Origin of the sequence: Dysgonomonas sp. Marseille-P4361, assembly GCF_900343125.1 — a bacterium.
Classification (GTDB): Bacteria; Bacteroidota; Bacteroidia; order Bacteroidales; family Dysgonomonadaceae; genus Dysgonomonas.
The window spans coordinates 192,592-214,340 of record NZ_OPYL01000005.1; the positions used below are offsets into that span (position 1 = coordinate 192,592).

Annotated in this window: 15 protein-coding genes; 1 reads left to right on the top strand and 14 read right to left on the bottom strand. The window is 36.2% G+C overall.

What is annotated here, in order from left to right; translation table 11 throughout:
* Positions 1–2: 2 nt before the first annotated feature.
* The 4 genes from DHU68_RS11070 to DHU68_RS11085 all read right to left on the bottom strand — a co-directional run bounded on the left by DHU68_RS11070 (position 3) and on the right by DHU68_RS11085 (position 6,932).
* Positions 3–1,448, bottom strand: coding sequence for a TolC family protein (locus tag DHU68_RS11070; RefSeq protein WP_108823051.1), 1,446 nt, complete (start codon positions 1,446–1,448; stop codon positions 3–5).
* 241 nt (positions 1,449–1,689) lie between these two features.
* Entirely contained in the window at positions 1,690–3,270 is a 1,581-nt protein-coding gene (locus DHU68_RS11075; protein ID WP_108823052.1) for an FMN-binding glutamate synthase family protein, read from the bottom strand.
* A gap of 192 nt (positions 3,271–3,462) precedes the next feature.
* Complete coding sequence (locus DHU68_RS11080) at positions 3,463–5,934, bottom strand: bifunctional UDP-N-acetylmuramoyl-tripeptide:D-alanyl-D-alanine ligase/alanine racemase (protein ID WP_108823053.1); 2,472 nt, start codon at positions 5,932–5,934, stop codon at positions 3,463–3,465.
* A complete protein-coding gene (locus DHU68_RS11085; RefSeq protein ID WP_108823054.1) occupies positions 5,931–6,932 on the bottom strand; it encodes a GSCFA domain-containing protein in 1,002 nt (333 codons plus the stop codon). Before DHU68_RS11085 ends, DHU68_RS11080 begins: the two co-directional genes overlap by 4 nt.
* 216 nt (positions 6,933–7,148) lie before the next feature.
* On the opposite strand from DHU68_RS11085, the gene DHU68_RS11090 reads away from it, so the two are divergent.
* Positions 7,149–9,446 (top strand): alpha-L-rhamnosidase C-terminal domain-containing protein, encoded by a 2,298-nt coding sequence (locus DHU68_RS11090; RefSeq protein ID WP_108823055.1) that lies wholly within the window; start codon positions 7,149–7,151, stop codon positions 9,444–9,446.
* Between the two features lie 616 nt (positions 9,447–10,062).
* Here DHU68_RS11090 and DHU68_RS11095 read toward each other — a convergent pair.
* The 10 genes from DHU68_RS11095 to DHU68_RS11140 form a co-directional block, all read right to left on the bottom strand.
* Entirely contained in the window at positions 10,063–10,878 is an 816-nt protein-coding gene (locus tag DHU68_RS11095; protein ID WP_108823056.1) for a hypothetical protein, read from the bottom strand.
* A gap of 403 nt (positions 10,879–11,281) precedes the next feature.
* Positions 11,282–12,577 carry a phage integrase SAM-like domain-containing protein gene (locus DHU68_RS11100; RefSeq protein ID WP_108823057.1) on the bottom strand — a complete coding sequence of 432 codons (1,296 nt, stop codon included), beginning with the start codon at positions 12,575–12,577 and terminating at the stop codon, positions 11,282–11,284.
* A gap of 489 nt (positions 12,578–13,066) precedes the next feature.
* Positions 13,067–13,948 (bottom strand): bifunctional methylenetetrahydrofolate dehydrogenase/methenyltetrahydrofolate cyclohydrolase FolD, encoded by an 882-nt coding sequence (folD, locus tag DHU68_RS11105; RefSeq protein WP_108823058.1) that lies wholly within the window; start codon positions 13,946–13,948, stop codon positions 13,067–13,069.
* 26 nt (positions 13,949–13,974) lie between these two features.
* A complete protein-coding gene (locus tag DHU68_RS11110; protein ID WP_108823059.1) occupies positions 13,975–14,481 on the bottom strand; it encodes a gliding motility lipoprotein GldH in 507 nt (168 codons plus the stop codon).
* Positions 14,447–15,994 (bottom strand): regulatory iron-sulfur-containing complex subunit RicT, encoded by a 1,548-nt coding sequence (gene ricT / locus DHU68_RS11115; protein ID WP_108823060.1) that lies wholly within the window; start codon positions 15,992–15,994, stop codon positions 14,447–14,449. Before ricT ends, DHU68_RS11110 begins: the two co-directional genes overlap by 35 nt.
* Before the next feature lie 64 nt (positions 15,995–16,058).
* Positions 16,059–17,183 (bottom strand): DNA polymerase III subunit delta', encoded by a 1,125-nt coding sequence (gene holB / locus DHU68_RS11120; RefSeq protein WP_108823061.1) that lies wholly within the window; start codon positions 17,181–17,183, stop codon positions 16,059–16,061.
* Positions 17,184–17,211: 28 nt separating this feature from the next.
* Complete coding sequence (locus DHU68_RS11125; RefSeq protein WP_108823062.1) at positions 17,212–18,165, bottom strand: methylenetetrahydrofolate reductase; 954 nt, start codon at positions 18,163–18,165, stop codon at positions 17,212–17,214.
* A 15-nt stretch (positions 18,166–18,180) separates the two neighbouring features.
* On the bottom strand, positions 18,181–19,539 hold the full coding sequence (rseP, locus tag DHU68_RS11130; RefSeq protein WP_108823063.1) for an RIP metalloprotease RseP: 1,359 nt from the start codon (positions 19,537–19,539) through the stop codon (positions 18,181–18,183).
* Positions 19,540–19,553: 14 nt separating this feature from the next.
* The gene (locus tag DHU68_RS11135; protein ID WP_108823064.1) at positions 19,554–20,702 is read right to left on the bottom strand and encodes a 1-deoxy-D-xylulose-5-phosphate reductoisomerase; all 1,149 of its coding nucleotides are present in this window, start codon (positions 20,700–20,702) and stop codon (positions 19,554–19,556) included.
* A 28-nt stretch (positions 20,703–20,730) separates the two neighbouring features.
* On the bottom strand, positions 20,731–21,606 hold the full coding sequence (locus tag DHU68_RS11140) for a murein hydrolase activator EnvC (RefSeq protein ID WP_108823065.1): 876 nt from the start codon (positions 21,604–21,606) through the stop codon (positions 20,731–20,733).
* Positions 21,607–21,749 lie beyond the last annotated feature (143 nt).

A 21,749-nucleotide genomic window follows, 5' to 3' on the forward strand; every position in this document is an offset into this window, starting at 1 on the left:
TATTATTTATTTTCAAGAGTTGTTGGTTGATATTGTTTTCTTCCTAAAGCTTTATTTAGATACATATTGCATAATATAATATCTATTTGAGCGTCTATAAGCTCTGCATGAGCTGATAGCCAAGCAGTATGGGCAGCCATTGCATCGGAGGCAGTGATTACCCCCTCTTCGAAACCTGTATTTGCATATTGGAGGTTTTCGTTAGCTTTCTCTGTATTCCTCTTAGCTGCTGTTAGCTTTTTATTGGCTTCGATAAGCTTATAAGTTTCCTGATTGATCTGTAACGTTATTTTTTCTTTTGCCTCGGCTAATTCTAGTTGTTTAATTCTAGTTTCTGCTCTGGCTGAATTTAGTTTGGCCGAACTGGAAAAGAAATTTAGCGGTACTTTCAGAACCAAGCCAACATTCCACATTCCTCCAAACTTATGTTTCACTCCATCAAAAGCACTTGGATTGGTCCAGAGATAATTGGCTGTAAGAGCAAGGTTGGGCATAAATTCGGCTTGCGCAATCTTTTCTTGTTTCTTGTATATCTGAGAGGCGAGTTGCAAACTTTTTATTTCAGTCCTGTTCGATAGCGCTTCTTCTATGTTCGGAACAGTCGTTTGCTCCTCGTTGATAGCAATGGTTTCTATATTTTCATCTTGTAGAGTGATGGCATCTGTTATTTCTAATCCGCATAATTGAGTAAGCAGCATCTTTGATAAACTAAGTCCATTCTCGGCTTTTGTCAATGTCATTTCAGCTTCATTTAATTTTACATTGACTGATAGTTTATCTGCTTTAGTCGCCATTCCTTCTTGTTCCAGTAGTGAAACGTCAGCTTCCATCTTTTTTAGAAGTTGGACATAGGCTTCGGCTAGTTTTTTCTTGTTGGCAACAGATACTACCTGCCAGTATGCATTGTCTACTTCAACAATAACATCTGTCATTTGTGACTCTTTCATTGTTGTTGCCAGTTCTTCTGCATAGCTGCGAAGATCGTTGTAAGCAATGATTTTACCTCCCATAAACAATGGTTGGGTAAGATTAAAGCCTCCAGCCCATATGTTTTGAATATCAATTTCGCCCATTCCTAAAATTTTCTGGCGAATGTCACTAATGTCGATCGGAGTGCCAGCAGGGGGCAAAGTTGGTGGAAGCGGAATTCCTAAGCCCGATAGATCAGGCATAGGAATACTAGATGGGATGGAAGATGAAGGAATCAGGTTTAGATTCTTCTGATTACGCAGATATCCTCCCATAAATTGTATACTCGGAAAAAACTTACTAAGAGCCTCTTTTTTGTTGTAATAGGCAATACGCTCTTTTTCTGAGGCAATCTTCAGTGTTTTATTGTTTTCAATAGCTAATTGCCGACACTGATCCAGACTTAAAGACTGTTGAGCAGCAATGTACGGTACAGCTACGGAAATTAAGAAAATCAATAAGATTGTTTTCTTTTTCATATTCATAAAATATAATTAGTGTCTGTTTTGTTTTATTAATTGTTTATGCAACTAAAAAACTGAATGCAAAAATAAAATACTTTTTAAAATAATAAAAGCATTTCTTTGTGTTTACTATAATTTAACATTTATAAAGAGGAAAGGTTCATTTCTAATTCGTCTGTATTATTGATATTTAAATAAAATCCTCTTTCTATATTCTAAGAAAGAGGATTTTATTTAAATAGTACTTTATTTTAGCCTAATTGACCTGTAATTGATCTTGCTCTATCGTATGCTTTTTCTTTTTCTTATAATTGTAAAAGTACATGTCGTCAAAACTCTTGTTCTGATTGTATTCAGTTCGTTTGAAGAAGAAACATGGTTTAATATCCTCTAATTTATCCACTCCGCATGCTCCAATAAATTCAGCTAAAGAGAATAATGTATTTCGGTGGAAATTGGCTACACGTACGCTCTTGTTTGCCACATTTAGCCCCTTGTATAGATTTTTGTTTTGTGTTGCAATCCCTACCGGACATTCTCCACTGTCGCAACGAAGGGCTTGTATGCATCCTAACGAGAACATCATTCCTCTGGCGCTGTAGCAAGCATTAGCCCCAAGAGCCAAGGCTTTAGCAATATCGAAGGCCGTGATGATTTTTCCAGAAGCAATAATTGAGATTTGTTTCTTTAGATTACGCTTCGTCATTTCAGTTGATACGAAAGCTAGCGAATCGGAAAGAGACATTCCCAGACTATCAATAAACTCAAGAGGAGCAGCACCTGTTCCCCCCTCGGCTCCATCCACAGTGATGAAGTCAGGTATGATATTAGTTTCTAATGCAGCGTCTAGTATGTCACAAAATTCGCTTTGTCTACCAATACAAATTTTGAAACCAACAGGTTTGCCTCCCGAAAGCTCTCTTAGTTGAGCAATGAAGTTTAATAAACCTTTGGCATCAGAAAATGCGCTGTGGGAAGTAGGAGAGTGGATTTCCGTATATGGTGGAACGTTTCTTATTTTGGCTATCTCAGGTGAGTTTTTCTCGGCTGGTAGTAACCCTCCGTGTCCGGGTTTAGCCCCTTGAGATACTTTTATCTCGATCATTTTAACGTTTGGAAGATTCGCCTTTTCTTTGAATAGCTCAGGCGAGAAATTTCCATTTTCATCTCGACATCCAAAATAACCTGTTCCTATTTGCCAAATAAGGTCCCCCCCTTGTAAGTGGTATTCACTTATACCACCTTCACCAGTGTTGTGTGCAAAGTTATCCATTTTAGCTCCTTCGTTGAGGGCTGTAACGGCAGTTTTACTCAATGCTCCGTAGCTCATAGCGCTTATATTTAATACGCTTAGGCTATATGGTTGTTTACATTGAGCATTACCTACATTTACCCTGAAACTCTCAATAGAAGCTTTTTTTGTGTATATGGAATGGGCTGCCCATTCGTAACCTATTCTTTCAGGGTCATCTTGCATACCAAAAGAGATAGTTTGCTTTTCATTCTTGGCTCGTTGGTAAACAATGGAACGCTGACGACGGTTGAATGGTTTTCCATCTAACTCTCCTTCAAAAAAGTATTGTCTGAACTCAGGTCTGACAGATTCAAAAAGATATCTAAGCCTAGCTAGTACCGGAAAGTTACGTAGCAAAGCTCGTTTCTGTTGTATGAAACTGTCGTAAAAAGCTAATGCTAATAGTGCTAAAGGAATAAGAGACCACCAATATGAAATAATGTCTTTATACGCTAAAAATAGCATTATTCCCGCAAAGCCTAAAAAAAATGCCCATATTATCAATTTGATACTAAGGCTAGGTGAAGATGTCTTTCTAGTCATGCTTGTGTCTTTACAGTTGATATCAATATTGTTAAATAATAGTATTGTTTTCTTTATTTACTATCTATATGTAAAGATATAAGATAAAAGAATATGGCAATACTTTTTTACGAATATTTCATCCTTGAAAGGCTAAAAATAAAAACACCCCTATATGCATAGAGGTGTTTCTGAATATACGAATAGTAAATATTATTCTTTGTAATATATATGTTTTACCCTGTTAGATATAGAGGTTAATATCTCGTACGGGATAGTATCAATCTCTTGCGCAAGATCAATAACAGAAGGTTTTTCTCCAAAGATATGTACTGTATCCCCTTCTTTTGCATCGAGTCCTGTAATATCAACCATAGATAAATCCATACATATATTGCCAACTATAGGAGCCATTTGTCCATTGATAAGAACTTTCCCAACACCATTTCCAAATTGGCGACTAAGCCCATCAGCATAGCCAATACGGATAGTGGCTATTGTGGCATCGTAATCGAAATGACCTTTGCGTCCATAACCAACGGTTTCCCCAGCTTTAATATGCTTGATTTGTAATATTGTTGTTTTTAGTGAACAAACATTCCGTAAGCCTTTAAGTCCGCTAGCGCTTACGCCGTAAAGACTAATTCCTAAGCGTACCATATCCAATTGCTCTTCGGGGAAACGTTCTATACCGGCCGAGTTTAGGATATGCTTCATGATAGGGTATTGCATCCCATCCTCTATTTGTTTTGCTGTTTTTTTGAAAGTGCTGATTTGTTCCAAAGTGAAATCGTCAAAATCCCAGCTTTCGCTCGCCGCAAGGTGAGAGAATATGGATTGAATACGGACTCCTGTTTGTTCTTTTATTTTTTGTAAAAGTTCAGGAACATCTTCTTCTGTAAAGCCAAGACGATGCATTCCCGTATCTATCTTTATATGTATAGGGTAATTGTTTATCCCTTGAAGCTTGGCCTCTCGGATAAAAGCATCAAGGATCCTGAAATTATACACTTCGGGTTCGAGACCGTATGTTGCTAGTTCTTCAAAGCCTCCGACCTCAGAGTTCAGAACAATAATTGGAACTTTGATTCCTTGCTTACGAAGCGATACGCCTTCTTCTGCTATAGCAACGGAAAGGTAGTCGCATTTGTGATATTGTAATGTTTTTGCAATTTCGGGAGCACCAGTACCATATCCGTCAGCCTTGACCATACAAATCATTTTTGTGCCGGGTTTTAACTTCGATTTATAGAAATTGAAATTGTGCACGATAGCATCTAAATCAATATCTAAGACGGTTTCATGTGTTTTTACTTCCAGAAGTTTATTGATGTTCTCGAAAGAAAAGCTTCTTGCCCCTTTCAGTAGTATAAACATGTCATGGAAATCGTGCCAAAGATTGGAGTGAATGAAATAATCGGTTGTCTCATAAAAATAGCTTTCAATATCGACAAACATTGATTGATGAGCTGAAATTTCTTTTCCTATTCCAATGAGTAGATCTATTTTCTTATTTTTTATCAGATTTGAAGCCAGATAGTACAACTCTTTAGATTGTAGTCCTGATTGGGGAATATCTGATATTATCAGGGCTTTCTTTTGATCTTTGACGGTCGCTCTTTGTACAAGAAAATCTAGAGCTATGTTTAGCGAGTTAATATCTGAATTGTAAGAATCATTAATTAATGTAATGTTATTTTTCCCCTGACGAACATCTAATCGCATGGCTACAGGTTCTAAAGTTGCCATGCGTTCATTTATATCCTTAATAGGGATATGTAGGTATATAGCTGTAGCTAATACGTGTATAGCATTCTCGATCGAAGCGTCATCGTTGAATGGAATCGTAAATTCTGAAACAAAATCAAGGATAGAATAATGAATTGTTGAAGAAAACTCGTTCTTCTTGATTTTAAGAATATGTACTGGGCTATCGGGAGATCCTTTTTTAGACCACGTCAATCTTTTGTGCGACAGACAGGCTATTTCCATGCATTCGTCAATAAGTTTGTTTTCTTCTTCGCAAATAATGACATCGCAATGAATAAAGAGCTCTAGTTTTTCCAGACACTTTTGTTTCATGGATTTAAAGCCTTCTTGATGTGCCTGTCCTATATTGGTGAGAATGCCGATTGTAGGATGAATGATCGCTTCGAGTTTAGACATTTCCTCTGTCTGAGATATTCCAGCTTCGAAGATGCCAAGTTGGGTATGGTTATTAATTTGCCAGACAGATAAGGGAACTCCTATCTGAGAATTATAGCTACGGGGAGAATGAGATATATTATAATTATGATGAAGAACCTGATATAACCATTCTTTTACAATAGTTTTTCCATTACTTCCAGTAATGCCAATTACAGGAATGTTGAACTGCTGACGGTGGTAAGCGGATAAGCGTTGTAATGCTTCTAGAGGATTGACAACTACCAGAAAATTAGCATCTGTATAGGGTTCCCACTCTGCATGTAAACAAGAAACAACAAAGTTGCGAACGCCTAAGTCGTATAACTCGGATACATATTTGTGACCATCATTATTTTTGGTTGTTAGTGCAAAGAATAAAGTTTCGGACGGGAAAAATACCTGTCTGCTATCTGTCAGTAGAATGCTTACTTCACATTTGTGAAGATCAGTAGGTATAGCCTCTAAAATCTGAGCTATTTTTTGTATAGAGTACTTCATTTCTCCCTGATTGTTTGTGATAGAATTTTCTCCAATTTAGTAATCTCTTTCTTACAACAAATGTATGGATATTTTTTGTTGAAGGCTTGTAGTTTTAACAAAGTTTGCTTTAAAAAATCCTTATGCTCTGTGCTATCCGCATTAATTGCTCTGTGATTTAAAGCATTGTTTATTTTAGCCCATTCCTTAATGATTTGAGCTGTGTCTTCGTTGAAGAACATTTCAGAGAATCGTTGCCATATGTACTTGACCGCAAGAAGAGTAGGGTGCGTCATGTCTTCGTTGTAGAATCGATAATCTCTTAGTTCGTCCAGAACAATCTCGTAAGATGGGAAGTAAGATGTTCCTTCATTGTTTCTGATTAGTTGATCGATAGCCAAGAGAAGGATACTTTTACTCAACTGATTGTCGTGAGCGCCATCTTTAAGGTGGCGGATAGGACTGACGGTGAATATAATTTTTAGGTTAGGGTTTATTTCTCGTAGCATCCTTATTAAAGTATTCCAATCTTCTACTATCGAGTGAATGTCTAAACGATATCTACTGAAGGTCGATGCCGGTAATTTATGACAATTACCAACAATAAGATTCAATTCTTTAGCCTGAAAAACATAAGCTGTACCAAATGTAATGATAAGAATGTCTGCTTTTTTTATACTGCAAGTTGCCGTTGTTAAAGCGTCGTTTATTCTGTTTATGCATGTAAGCTTGTCTGCGGAAGAGAAATCTCCATGATGCCAAAAACTATGATAAAGCCCATTATGGTAAATGATTTCATTTTCAGTAAAAGTTTTACCCTCAATGATCCGATTTATAGCCTGACTTATCGACTTGGGATTGTATAGAATGCCAAAAGGATTAGAATTGATATTAAATTTATTTTCATATAAAAGTCTTCCGATATTCTCAGAAAAGCAAGACCCAAAAGCCAATAGATGCTCTTTGTGAGAAATGGAGATATTAGATGGTGGTATATTTATTTTACTCCTAAATTCCATATGCTAATCTTTATTTTTATAAGTAAAGGTATAAAAACCATTTAATATACTTGCTATTAGAATCGGACTACATTTTGTCTATGTTACGGCTTTTAGTCGAGAAAAGGAGGTGAGTTTTATAATATTTCTTATATTTAAGGTTTGATATGTTTAATGCCCATACTTATCTCAAAAGAGTAAATTCTATTTATTTTCCATGATATATACACTTAAACTATGAAAAAGATTTTCTTGTTTTTAATTATCTCAGTTTTAGTAGGCTGTAAAACATCTCCCAACGAACCTGTGTTGGCGAAATGGATAACGGCGAATGTAGAAGGAGTAGATGCACCCAATAGATGGATCGCATTCCGAAAAGACATAAATCTGAAAGAAGTCCCTAAAGAAGCTTTTACCAAAATAGCAGTAGATAGTAAATACTGGCTTTGGATAAATGGCGAGTTAGCTGTTTTTGAAGGAGGATTGAAAAGAGGTCCTAATCCTACAGATACTTATTATGATGAGTTGAATCTAGCACCTTTTTTGAAGGAAGGAGAGAACCAAATATCTATTCTGATGTGGTATTTTGGGAAAGAGGGTTTTTCTCATAAAGACAGTGGAAAAGCTGGGCTGATCTTTGATATGGATGTAGATGGTCAACACTATGTGAGTGATGCCTCGTGGATGAGTCGTGTCCATCCTGCGTATGAGAATACTGGAGAACCATTACCTAACTTCCGATTGCCGGAATCGAACATTCGCTTTAATGCCGAAAAAGATATTGTAGGATGGCAATCTAGTAATGACTTCGAAAAATATGATTTTAAAACTTCTGTAGAAATAGGAAGTTGGGGAGATGCTCCTTGGAATGCTCTTGTAAAAAGACCAATTCCATTTTGGAAAGATTTTGGTGTCAAGTCAGCTTCTTTTACTAAAGAAGAGAAAGATGGAAAAATAGTATATACGGCATCCCTTCCTTATAATATGCAGATGACTCCGATATTGGATGTGTCGGATGAAAAAGGGGGAAGTTTAATTGAGATAGAGACAGATCACCTATATGGTGGAAGTGATACTAATCTTCGTGCCGAATATATCACAAAGAGTGGCAAGCAGGAATATGAATCTATCGGGTGGCTAAATGGGCAAAAGATCATTATAAAATGTCCAAAAGAAGTTGTCGTTAATAATATAAAGTATAGAGAGACTGGGTATGATACTCAAGTTGATGGTTCTTTCTCTTGCGATAATGAATTTTATATGAAGTTCTGGGAGAAAGGTTTGAGAACTCTGTATATAAATATGCGTGATACTTATTATGACTGCCCCGACAGAGAGCGTGCCCAATGGTGGGGGGATGTTGTTGTGCTTATGGGAGAGAGCTTCTATACCTATTCAACCTCTGCTCATGCTTTAATGAGGAAAGCAATCCTTGAGCTTGTTGATTGGCAAAGAGAAGACGGAACTTTATTTTCTCCTATCCCTGCAGGTAATTACTCAAATGAACTTCCAGCACAAATGCTGGCAAGCATTGGTGAGTATGGGTTTTGGAATTACTATATGAATACCGGTGATGAAGAGATCTTAGCGAGAGTATATCCAAGTGTAAAAAGATATTTGGGTGTGTGGAAGTTGGATGATACAGGTCTGACAGAATATCGAGCAGGTGACTGGTCATGGGGAGACTGGGGGGATAATATTGACGAAAGACTTATCCTTGCAGGATGGCATTATATAGCATTGAATAGTACGGCTAAGATGGCAGATATATTAGGGCATAAAGAAGATGCTAAGGAGTATCGCAGCCTAATGGAGAAAATTAAAGATGCTTATAATAAATGTTGGGATGGAAAGTGTTATCGCCATCCTTCGTATGAGAAAGATACAGACGACAGAGTGCATGCAATGGCCGTTATTTCGGGAATAGCAGAGCCTAAAAAATATAGTCAACTGTTTGAGGTATTTAAAACACAATGGCATGCTAGCCCATATATGGAAAAATATGTGATGGAAGCTCTTTTCCAAATGGGATATGGCGAATATGCATTGCAACGTGTAGAGAGAAGGTTTTCACCAATGGTTAATTCTAAAGATTATACAACTCTCTTTGAGGGTTGGGAAGTTGGAGGATACGGTGGAGGAACGACCAATCATGCATGGAGTGGGGGAGCCTTGACTGTAATAAGTCAGTATTTGTGTGGTATAGCTCCTATGAAAGCTGGTTATGATTTATTTAAGATAGAGCCTGATCCGGCATCGTTTAACTCGGCATCTATATCTGTACCTACTGTTAAAGGTCTAATCAAGTCGGAATTTATGAAAGATGGTAATACGTTTACACTAAACGTGAGTATTCCTGATGGAACAGAAGCGTTAGTGTACTTGCCTAAAGATTATAAAGAGCAGGTTTTGATTAATAATCAGTCTCCGAATGAAAAACAAAATATTGTTGATGCTAAATATAAGAAAGCCGACAAATTAGGGTTCTTGTTAAAATCAGGGGAATATACTCTTCAAGCTAAGCGCATTAAATAGTAGTTATAAGTTGTATTTATATAGAATGCTCTCTCATTTGTTTTATCTTATGGGGGAGCTTTTTTATGGATTGCTATAAAAAAAGAAAAGGTTGTCATCCCGACAATCTGATTTGTGATTTTTAGTCTTTATATATCAGTTATTTAACAAACCTCTGTTTGAAACTATATACAAAATTGTATACACAAAAGCGATTTATACTATTATTTAGAACAGTACTGTGGCGTGCACATAAAACCTAGCACAACGGACTGTATTATATCTAGTTACAAAGGTATAAAAAAGACATTACTCCAGTGCTCTCAACTGTATGTTTTTTTAGTATACATAACTGAAAGAAACTTTATCAATACATATATAATATAGGTTTTTGATAATGTTGAGGTAAAATAGGGTATTCACATATCCTATCTAAAATGTTTCTAATAATTATTATAAAACTAATAAAAGTAAAAAACGAGGAGGGTATCCTCCTCGTAACGTATTCGATATATATAATTTAGCTTTTTTTTAAAGTCTGATTTTTATAGTAAAAATATAACTATATCAAATAAATCAATGTCTAGGAGGGGGTGATAGTGTAACAACTATAATTAAATCACGACCCTATCTTTATTTAATTTCTAAAAAGGCTATCCACTTTTTGTTTATGCTTATTATTTAACTGCCAATCTTTTTGAGTTTCATCTATTCTCAATTTAGTATTTTTGTATTCTTTTGCTAACCACAACTTTTTATCTATAGAGTCTATGGATACTAATATCTCATGTAACTTTAAAATATCTTTTTCTTCTACGTCTGAATTCTCTAGCAACGAATATTTGTCTTTTAAAATGTCACCAAGACTTGAATAAAATTTAGGAATCTCAGTACAATATATATTGTTATAAGCAAACTGAGACAATCGTAAAAATGAATTGCTGTTATCTTGATAAGAAAAGCCCCAATTTCCTTGATAATAGTATTTGTAGTCAGTTGTACGTTCACCTATGTATATCAAATCACCATAAAAGAAAGGAACTTTACTTTTAAATGGCTCTAATGATTCAGAAAGCATTTTTCGACCTTCCTCTAGCTGCTTTAAAAGACTATCATTTCGAATAAGATTGATAACATCAATATTATTATATAATGATTCTTTACCTTTCTTCTCAGACTCTTCGAGATAGGGCATCCAAGTATCCATATAGGCATACCTTTCACCTACAGTCATGTCTTGTTCTCTTACTTCTTGTATCTCCTTTTCTATGGCAGTTTTTCTACTCTCTTTTTTATTATGCTCTACCTGCAACAATAGTTTCTCATAACTATCCCAACAATTCATTTCGTTTATGACTGAAATTTCTTCAATATTAGCATAGAAAGATTCTTCTTTACAAGAAACACTATTCAAAGCAACTATTAGTATTATAAGTATTGATATATTTTTCATCGAGTATTTTTTTACTTACAAAAATACTTGAAATACTTATCTATACAAGATTTCATAACAAAAAACAGCTTACCTACATAAAGTTATTATGCAAGTAAGCTGTTTCTATATTTAAGACATAACTTTGACTTTTGAGGGAAAGATAGTATGCTTTTTAGTATAAAAAGTATACTCAACCCCCTCCCCATAGCTATATATAGAATAGTATGGGTCGTACAGGCTTTCATCCCCCCTTTGAAGTCGTACATTACCTTTGTACAATGAAAGCGTGTCAAGGGAGGATCAAGATAAGCTTACTAGCATACTGGTTGTGTACCGTTCATACTTACCTTCTTTAATCTCTATGTAAAGGGTGAGATTGATTCCTTCCTTATAATAGAATAGGATTTTTGCTCCCGAAAGTTTAAATAGCTTGTCTAATTTTTTCGGCGACTCCTTTTCGCTCGTTCTCTACTATATGGTAATAGTGCTTTTCTATTATCCTAGGTGAGTTTCCTGCTTGGTCTCCTACTAGATGTGCTGGTATTCCTGAGTTAAGCATATTAGTGATATAAGTACCTCTAGCAGAATACCAAGTTACTTTTTCTGATATATAAAGAATAGAGCATATTTTGACTAAAGTTTTATTTACCTTGAGTGTTACCCTTTCTACTTTACCACTTTTCTGTTTATCAGTCTTTTGCTTATGGCTGAATATTGGAAATACATAGTTGTCGTAAGCTTCTGCATTATACCTATTCACAATCTCTTTAGCTTGCACTAAATATGCTGGATATGCTTTCCTGATGCATTTGTGGCGTTCATATTCAATGTGACTATCTTTCAAGCAAGACTTATTCAGATAGCATACATCTACATTAGCCATCCCTCCAGTATAGTAACTGAAGAGAAATAGATCAAGCCAGAAACATTCTTTTTTAGAAAGTAGACTCCTGTCGATATCCCTGATGCGCTCAAATGAATATTTTGAGATCGTTTTAGGCGTTGTTTTAGAACTTGCAAGGTATCCTTTCGCGACGCTAAAGATATTCATATTAATGCCTTCTACATCGTTTTCTAAAGCCTTTCTGAATACGGCTTTCAGATTTGAAATCTTATTGCGTAATCCGCCTTTGTTTCCTTTCTCTCTTGCTTTCTCTTGTATATACTTACAATAGGCTCGTAAAAAATCTTTCGTGATATCACAAAAGGTTATTACTGAGAGATCTTTCTTGTAAACTTCCAAAGTAAAAGCTTCCAAAGTATTCTTTAACCATTGGTAATTTCTAGAGTTGGAAGAGCCTTTTAACACTTCACCATTCTTAAGCCTTTCCTTGTTAGAGAAATAATTGATTTGATAGTCTATCCAGTACTTAATTTCTTCGTTAGTGCCAGAAATACAATTTTGATTCTCTTTAAGAGAATCCCTTAATTGATTGGGAGTCCAGCTTGTTCCTTGTATCTCCCATAAAAAAGCTTGTTTTTCGAGTCTACTTTGCATTGCATCGAGCAAAGGATTTAGTTCTACTGCTGAAGAACTTGAACTCTTTAAACGTTTTCTTTTATTATCCCATTCTTTTGTATTAACAGAGTATTGAAGGGCTTTTGGTAATCTGTTGAATCCAGTCTTACGGATGACTAATTCTATTCTCAATTGTGCAGTTTCTCCTGTAGCTTTTTTCAATGCTTTTTCAGCTACGAAATAAATGCTGTAACTCATTTCAATTGGCTTTTTAAGCCTTTGTGCAAAGTTAGTGTATTAGTTTTAGTGATTAAAGGATTTTGTCAAAAAACTCACTCTTTTTTTAAAAAAAGGGATATACAAGAACCTATACAGATGCAGATTTTATCTTGATTTTTCATTCCTTTTTTACTGTAGAGTATCTTTATAGAGAAGAAACTATAAGCTATTAATCAGTGTTTTCCCTCTAAACAGTACTGATATAAAAAAGAAAAGGTTGTCATCCCGACAACCAATCTTCATTGTTAACCTTAAATCTAATACTATGAAAAACACATTACAAAGGTAGGTGCTGAAAAGATATATTCCAAACAAAATAGACTGAAAAATATGTTGTTTAAAATAGTTTAACGAAATCGAGTAATTTTGGCATCAATTTTGTTAAATAATCTTACGCCCTATAAATAAAAAGAAAAAGCCATTTACAGATGTCTGTAAACGGCTTTTCTGTATAATGAGAGAAATTTCTTACTTATAAATTTCTTTTTTGCCGGCTAATAAAGTATTCTTCATCAAGGAAATAATAGTCATCGGTCCTACGCCGCCAGGAACGGGTGTAATAAATGATGCTTTTGGAGAAACTTCATCAAAGGCTACATCTCCTTTCAACTTAAAACCTGATTTAGTTTCGGTCGAAGGTACACGTGTTGTGCCAACGTCAATAACCACTACACCTTCTTTTACCATATCTCCTTTTAGGAATTCAGGAACACCCAATGCTGCGATAATAATATCAGCACTCAAACAAATCTCTTTGATGTTTGAGGTTCTGCTATGGCAAACAGTAACGGTTGCATCTCCGGGATATCCTTTTTGCATCATAAGGGTTGCAGCAGGTTTACCTACAATGTTGCTACGCCCAAGAACTACACAGTGTTTTCCCTGAGTAGGAATATTGTATCTCTTCAATAATTCCATTATTCCTGAAGGGGTTGCGGAAAGGAAACATGGAAGTCCTATCGACATACGTCCTACATTTATAGGATGAAAACCATCTACATCTTTTCTATAGTCAATCGCTTCAATTACCTTTTGCTCCGAAATGTGCTTGGGTAAAGGTAGTTGCACAATAAAACCGTCTACATCATTATCGTTGTTTAAACGGTCTACGCACGCCAGTAATTCTTCTTCAGAAACATTGTCCTCGAAGCGTATTAAAGTAGATTTAAAGCCTACTTCTTCACATGTACGGACTTTGCTTGCCACATAAGTCTCGCTACCGCCATCATGGCCTACTAGTATTGCTGCCAGATGAGGAGTTTTCCCTCCTTGTTCCTTTATTTGCAATACTTCTTGTGCAATTTCTTTTTTTATTTGGGCTGATATTGCCTTTCCGTCTATTAGCTGCATATTAGTCGTATTTAGATGAGGTATATTTATTTTTTATATAGTTTTATTCCTACTTTTTCTATTCCGTTCAATGATTCATCTTGCATCCCATGCTCTATTTTTATAGAGTAATTGCGTTTCTCTTTAAAGATAACATTATTCTGGAGAATAAACGAAGACTGATACAGTGTTCCGAACCCCGATCCCAACCATTTTCCAAAATCAGTAGCAAGGGAAATCTCTTTCGAAAGCGGAGTAAAGGTAGAGTCGTTATCGATATCACATTGAGTAAAGACCCAAATGTTTTTATATGGATAATTCACATTATTGGTAAGCTCTAAACTCAGAGTATAGGGAATGTTTAGTTCAAAAAAAGAAGAGTCTATTTCGAAAGAAACCATTTCTTTTTGTTCCCATCCAGCATCCCTAAATTCGTGAAAGTCGGAATAAACAATATTTTGCTCTCCACAAGAAGAAGTGAAGAGACAAAATGTTAAGCAGAATAAACTGAATAATATATTATGCTTCAGGATTTTTCTGATCGGGTTTGTCATTCTTATTCGATCTGTTTCTGTTTTTATTTCGGTTATTCCTGAAATTATTATTTCTCTTTGGGTTATTTGAATCGGCTTGTTGAGGCTGCTGTTCACGTTCACCCTGAGGTTGGGTTGGGTTTACAGGAGTTGTAGGCCTTGTTTGATTCCTATTCGGTTGTTGTTTATTGTTATTTCCTCTTCTGTTGTCTCTCTCTTGTCCTTTGTTTCTATTATTTTCATTATTAGCAATAGGAGAGTTTTCTTGTTTCTCACCCTGCTGTTTATTCTTCGATAATTTCTTCTTTTTATTGCGTCTAGCATTGTTAGAGTTATTTCCACTATCGTCGAATCTATTTATATTTTCTTGTAAGATGTCGTAAGAAACAGGTTTCTCTTCCTGGCTCTGTCTATCATCTGCAAGGTGTTCTGGTTTTTTCCCTTGCTTATTGATTCTTATAATTTCATATACTCTGTCTTTTGGAATAGTGACGATGTTAGCCGCAAAATTCTTGTCAGTAGAGTATGAGATCATTCCAGACAGAATATCAGTTTTGAAATGATAATAAGAAGAGTCTCTGGTTTCAAGAGGAATATCTCTGGGAGGTAATTTGCGTTGAGCTTCTACATAGGTGTCCACTTCAAAGTTTAAGCAACATTTAAGCTTTCCACATTGCCCTGCCAGTTTTTGAGGATTCAGAGGAATGTCTTGTAAACGGGCAGCAGAAGTAGATACAGATACAAAGTTAGACATCGAACTAGAGCAACAAAGCTCTCTTCCGCAAGGACCAATTCCTCCAACCCTGCCAGCTTCTTGGCGAGCTCCAATTTGCTTCATTTCAATTTTTACATGAAATTCAGAAGCATAAACTTTAATCAGTTGTCGGAAGTCAACGCGTTCGTCGGCAATGTAATAGAATATAGCTTTATTTCCATCTCCTTGAAATTCAACATCGCTGATTTTCATGTTGAGATTTAGTTCTTCTGCAATCTCTCTGGCACGAAGCATTGTTTTATGTTCTCTCGATTTTGCTTCTTCCCATTTCTCTATATCATTTGGCTTAGCGATACGATAAATGCGTTTAGTCTCACCTCTGTAGTTGTTTTTTAGCATTTGCAGCTGCACTAGCTTTCCCGTGAGGGTTACTTCACCAATGTCATGTCCGGGTGTCGCTTCCACAGCAACTATATCTCCTCTGTAAACCTCAATATTATTACTGTTTAGGTAATATCCTTTACGGGTGTTTTTGAACTGAACTTCTACCATTTGTGATCCTTCAGGAGTCTCAGGTAGATCTTCTAGCCAATTGTATACTTCTAATTTGTTTTTGCCACTACAGCATCCGCCTTTTTTCGATTTACATCCACATGTTTTGGCTGGGGCTGGACGAAATGAAGGATATACTATAGGAGCTTCTTCACTTTCAGTAGTGGCGGCTTTCTTGTTTGCTTTGCTACATGTGCATCCAATAGGGGTTTTACATGTTCCTTGGCAATCGAAAGGTAATGGCTTATCTTGATTATTTTGATTCATATTTGTTGTTTAAAAAAGTTTCTAAAACAAAGCCCCTTTAACGGCTTTGTGGGTTTATATTTATTTATTGTTTTATCAACATTGTTATTTTTAGGCACAGATCGAAAAATACCATTTTAGCATTTACATTCTGTTCAATATGTCTTTCCGCTAAGGCTAATTCATCCATGAAGCCTATGATGTTCTTTTCATTTATAAAAGGAGAAAACCGTATGCCGAAGTTAGCTTCATCCTGAGCTAAATAGATCATTTCTGCTTGCTTCAGATTACTTACAAAGTATTCTCGAACCATTTTCTGACAGTAAGCTAAGAAACTTTTTTGATTTTCTCGCCCTATACCGCCCAATTCATTTCCTATAGTTTTTATTTCTTTGATGTTTCGGGCATAGGAAGCACGCATCATCTGTACAAACAGATTGAAAAAGAATTTATGCTCTTCGTTTAGGCTTATCGTTTCTAATGCTTTTAAAAAGCTCCCGTTGGACAGATGGGCAATATTCTCTGCATCTTCTGACGAAAGGTTGTAATCGCCGCTTAATGTCTGAATGATAGCCGCTTTGTCTACACCATGGATGTTAATGCGCTGACATCTGGATTGTATTGTTGTGATAATATTGTCCGGAGTGTCGGAGACTAAAAGAAAAACTGTGTTGTCTGTAGGTTCTTCTATTATTTTTAGCAGCTTGTTGGCACAAGATTCATGCATCTTTTCAGGAAGCCATATAATCATTATTTTATACTTAGCCTCATATATTCTTAGGCTAAGTTTTCTGATTATTTCTTCGCTTTCTTTTGCATAGATTAATCCTTGCGAATTTTCAGCTTCTATATATTCTAACCATTGGCTGAGATTGAAGTAGGCACTTGTCTTAATGAAATCTCTCCATTCGGTTATATAATCGTCACAGACTTCTTTCTTTTTTGCCGCTTTTTTTACAATCGGAAAAACGAAATGTAAATCGGGGTGTGCTAAATTATTATATTTAATGCAGGAAGAACATCTTCCGCACGAGTCGTTTTCGGAAGGATCTTCGCAATTAAGATATTGAGCATAGGCAATTGCTAGAGGTAGCTTGCCTACACCTTCGGGGCCACAGAAAAGTTGGGCATGTGGTATAAAGCCTTCTTTGGCTGTTCTCACAAGTCTGTCTTTTATTTCCTGTTGTCCTATGATATCTTTAAAAAGCATCTAGTATATCTCCTTTTCTTCTCTTTTTTTAATAAATTTCTTTTGCGATACGGCGTACGCTCTCTGTAGCCATTAGTGAATAAAAATGTAAACTAGGTACTCCATGAGCAATAAGTTCTTTACATTGCTTAATGCCCCATTCTATGCCTATCTCTTTGGCTTCTTCGTCAGTTTTACATTTGCGAAGTTCTATTGCAAACTCTTCAGGTATGCTTGATTGAAATATGCGAGGAAGAACTTCTAACTGGTTCATTAATACGATAGGTTTAACACCTGGTATAATAGGCTGAGTTATTCCTTCTTTCCTACATCTGTCTACAAACGAGAAGTATTTCTCATTGTCGAAGAACATTTGAGTAACGAAATATTCAGCACCATTCTCGGCTTTCTTCTTCATATAGAAAATATCAGATTCCATACTTGGTGCATCTTCGTGCTTCTCCGGATAGCATGCCATTCCATAGGAGAAAGGTGTTAAATTTTTCTCGAAAAGAGATCCATCTTCAGAAATACCTTCGTTAAAGTTGTTTACTTGCAACTGTAAATCTGTAGCATACTCATTCTGATTTGGGTATATCTGTTCAGGGGCTAAGCGTTTAGAATCACCTTGAAGCAGCAGTAAATTGTGTACACGTAGAAAGTTTAGGTCTATCAGTGCATACTCAGTCTCTTCTTTAGAAAATCCTTTGCATATCATGTGTGGAATTGCAGTAACATTATACTTGTGTTGTATAGATGCTGCGATAGCCACAGACCCCGGACGTTTACGAATATTTACTCTCTTTACCGATCCATCGGACATTTCCTGATCTTTGTACTCGCTGTGATGGGTCGTGATATTTATATATTTAGGATCAAACTCAATTAGTTTGTCTATAATATTATACACCTTTTGTATGTCATTCCCTTTCAACGGAGGTAGTATCTCGAAAGAGAATGCTGTTCTATTGTCTTTATTGATAAGTTCGGTAACAGTGTTCATAATTGTAAATTAGGTTTATCCAAAAATAAGTCTAATCAGGTCGTTACCATTAGCAACGACAAGTAATAACAGTAAGAATAACATTCCGGTTATTTGCGCATATTCCATGAACTTCTCGCTCGGCTGTCGTCTGGTAATAACTTCGTACAGAAGGAACATGATATGGCCTCCATCGAGAGCAGGGATTGGGAGGATATTCATAAACGCAAGTATAATAGAAAGGAATGCAGTCATAGTCCAGAATAGTTGCCAGTTCCAAACCGGAGGGAACAGATTACCGATTGCCCCAAATCCACCTAGGTTTTTAACCCCTTCTTTGCTGAATACAAATCGCATCTGAGCAACATAGGCTTTTAGTGTATTTACTCCCATGGTTATCCCGGCAGGAAACGATGCGAAAAAGCTATATTTATCTGTCCGTAAATCGACTTTCGTAAAAGGGATTGTTTTTGTAGTTATACCAACAACTCCAGACGTGTCAATATTTGCTGTTACAGTCTGTTTTAGTGTGTCACGATAGAAAGTAATCTCCACTGGTTTTATTTCATCATTCTCCAGGTCTTCACTAAGCTTCGAAATAATACTGCGCAGTTTGTTGAAAGATGTGATAGGCTCAGAATTTAAAGCAACAATGCTGTCACCTTTCAGTAATCCTAATCGGCTTGCTTCAGTTTTTGGAGCAATACTATCTATAGCAGGAGATAACCAAAAGTCAAAAGGGGCAATGCGAGAATTGATCACATTGTCAGCAAAATCATCAGGAAGATCTATATCAACTAATTGTCCGTTACGTTCTACTTGTATCGTTTTAGCATCGATGAAATTCATTAAAGAATTCATGTCTAAAACACCTCTTCCCTGAGCTATTTCTTTTCCGTCGGCACTGATAAGGATGTCTTTTTCTTGGAATCCACCAGCCTGGGCTGCTTCTGAAAAATACATTCCTTGTTTTACATTCTTGAGAGGAATATAAGTATCTCCCCACACAAAAAGCATCATAGCAAAAATGATGATGGCAAGAATGAAGTTAAATAATACACCTCCTACCATAACCAATAATCTTTGCCATGCAGGTTTAGACCTGAATTCCCAAGGCTGTGGCGGTTGTGCCATCTGCTCTCTGTCCATCGATTCGTCAATCATACCGGCTATTTTAACATAGCCTCCTAGTGGTACCCAACCAATACCATATTCGGTATCGCTGTTTTTAGGCTTGTATTTGAATAAAGAAAACCAAGGGTTGAAGAAAAGATAGAATTTCTCAACTTTTATTTTAAAAATACGGGCAAAAAGAAAATGTCCGAATTCGTGAATAATAACGAGTATGGATAAACTAAGAATTAGTTGTAATGCTTTGATTAAAAATGTTTCCATTAAATGTTATGCTGTTAATTTATAAGTTCTTTTGCTATGTGGCGAGCTTCATTGTCGGTTTGTACGTAGTCATCGTATGATGGCATTTGTACAAAACTGGTCTTTTGCATTGTTTTTTCGATAATGTCACTCATTTCAAGAAAACCGATTTTGTCTTCAAGGAAGGCTGCAACGGCAATTTCATTGGCTGCATTCATAGTACAGGCCATGTTCCCTTTGATCCGGGCTGCTTCGAATGCAAATGTAAGATTGCGGAAACGGTTTGTATCAGGTTTCTCGAAAGTCATTGTTTGTAACTTGAAAAAGTCTAATCGCTCAAAGCTGGACTTCAAGCGGTTCGGATATGTCAATGCGTATTGTATAGGCAAATGCATGTCCGGTAATCCAAGTTGGGCAATGATTGAAGAATCTTCGAACTGCACCATCGAATGTATGATGGATTGAGGATGAACTACAACTTCGATCTGATCAGGATTTACATCGAAAAGCCATTTGGCTTCGATCATTTCCAATCCTTTATTCATTAACGAAGCTGAGTCTATTGTTACTTTGGCTCCCATACTCCAGTTAGGATGTTTTAAGGCTTCTCTTTTTGTAACTTTTCTTAGATCGTCTATGCTATGATTTCTGAAAGGACCTCCCGACGCGGTTAGAAGTATTTTCTCGATAGGGGAGCGTTCTCCGTTCAGGCATTGGAAGATTGCAGAATGTTCAGAATCTACAGGCAAAATAGGGACTTTGTTCTCTAGGGCAAGAGAGGTTATAAGCTCTCCGGCAACAACAAGTGTTTCCTTATTTGCCAAAGCTATTACTTTTCCTGCTTTGATAGCATTAATCGTCGGCTTTAAGCCTGAGTAGCCAACCATTGCTGTAAGCACAACATGGATAGGTTCACTTTGCACTACTTGTGCAATAGACTCACTGCCTGCCCAAACTTTGATGGGTAGATCATGCAGCGCTTCTTTGAGAATGTCGTATTTGCCCTCGTTAGCAATAACAACAACTTCGGGAAGAAATTCTCTGGCTTGTTTTATTAATAAATCTACATTTTCGTTCGCAGTCAGAGCATATACCTCAAATTGTTCGGGATGCTCTCTTACTATATCTAATGCTTGTGTTCCAATGGACCCTGTAGAGCCTAGAATCGCAATATTTCGTTTCATATAAATAAATTCCCTTTTTCAGTATTATTTAAAATGATATATAATTCTCTGGGTTTTGAGCCACTCCTTTGTACCATAACTCAAATTCAAAAGAAGTAGTGATTTCTTTCTCATCCTTCTCTTTTTTGTTGTCTATGATAGCGATAGCCTCACCTGTACGAACCTTGTCTCCCATTTGTTTGAGGAGTAAAGTGCAATTCTTATATATCGAAATAAAACCGTTTTTATGTTGTATTTGTATCATGTTTCCTGAGTGTAAATCGTATCCGGCAAAAATTATAGAACCTTCGAGTGTAGCAGATACTGTCTCTTTCTTCGAAATGCTCATTCTCACTCCATAAGAACCAGTGTCTGGGTTGAACTTGTCGGTTATCAAGCCGCTTACAGGTTTGAAGAATACAATTCCTTCCATGGGTGTTTGCGAAGATTGCGATAGTACAGATAGATTGTATTTTTCCTCTTCCTCGAAACGCTTAGTGTATTCTTTTTCTAATTCAGATTTTTGAAGTAGAGGATCGTTTTCCGATACAGATACAGTGTCTATCTGTTTTACTGAATCGATTGAACGAACACCTGTAAATATATCTCTTATATTGTTGATGTATACCTCCTGGAACTTTAACTGCTGTTCCAAAGAATCTGCTTTGATAGCAGAACGGAGAGCTTTTTCTCTTACCTCAACATCTAGATAGCCAGGTAGATAGTATCGTATAGGTGTGGCTATGATTAGAACGGACGTAATGGCAACAAGGAAAGAGGCGAAAATAAGAATTAGTATAGCACCCGAAAAAATAGATGCCTTAATTTTCCATATTTCCTCCAACGTATTTTCATTAACAACCGAAAGTCTGTACTTAAAATGTAAGCGCTTCCAAAAGTTATGCTTGTTTTTTCTTTTTGTCATAAAGTCTATCCGTTATCTCCTTGTGAGATATAGTCTAAAGTCTTTTATATATAATATATATAAGGACTAATCCGCAAATTTAAGAAAAAAGCAATATAGTTTGGATAGATGTAAAGAAAGAATGTCTTAAAATGCCTTTTTTT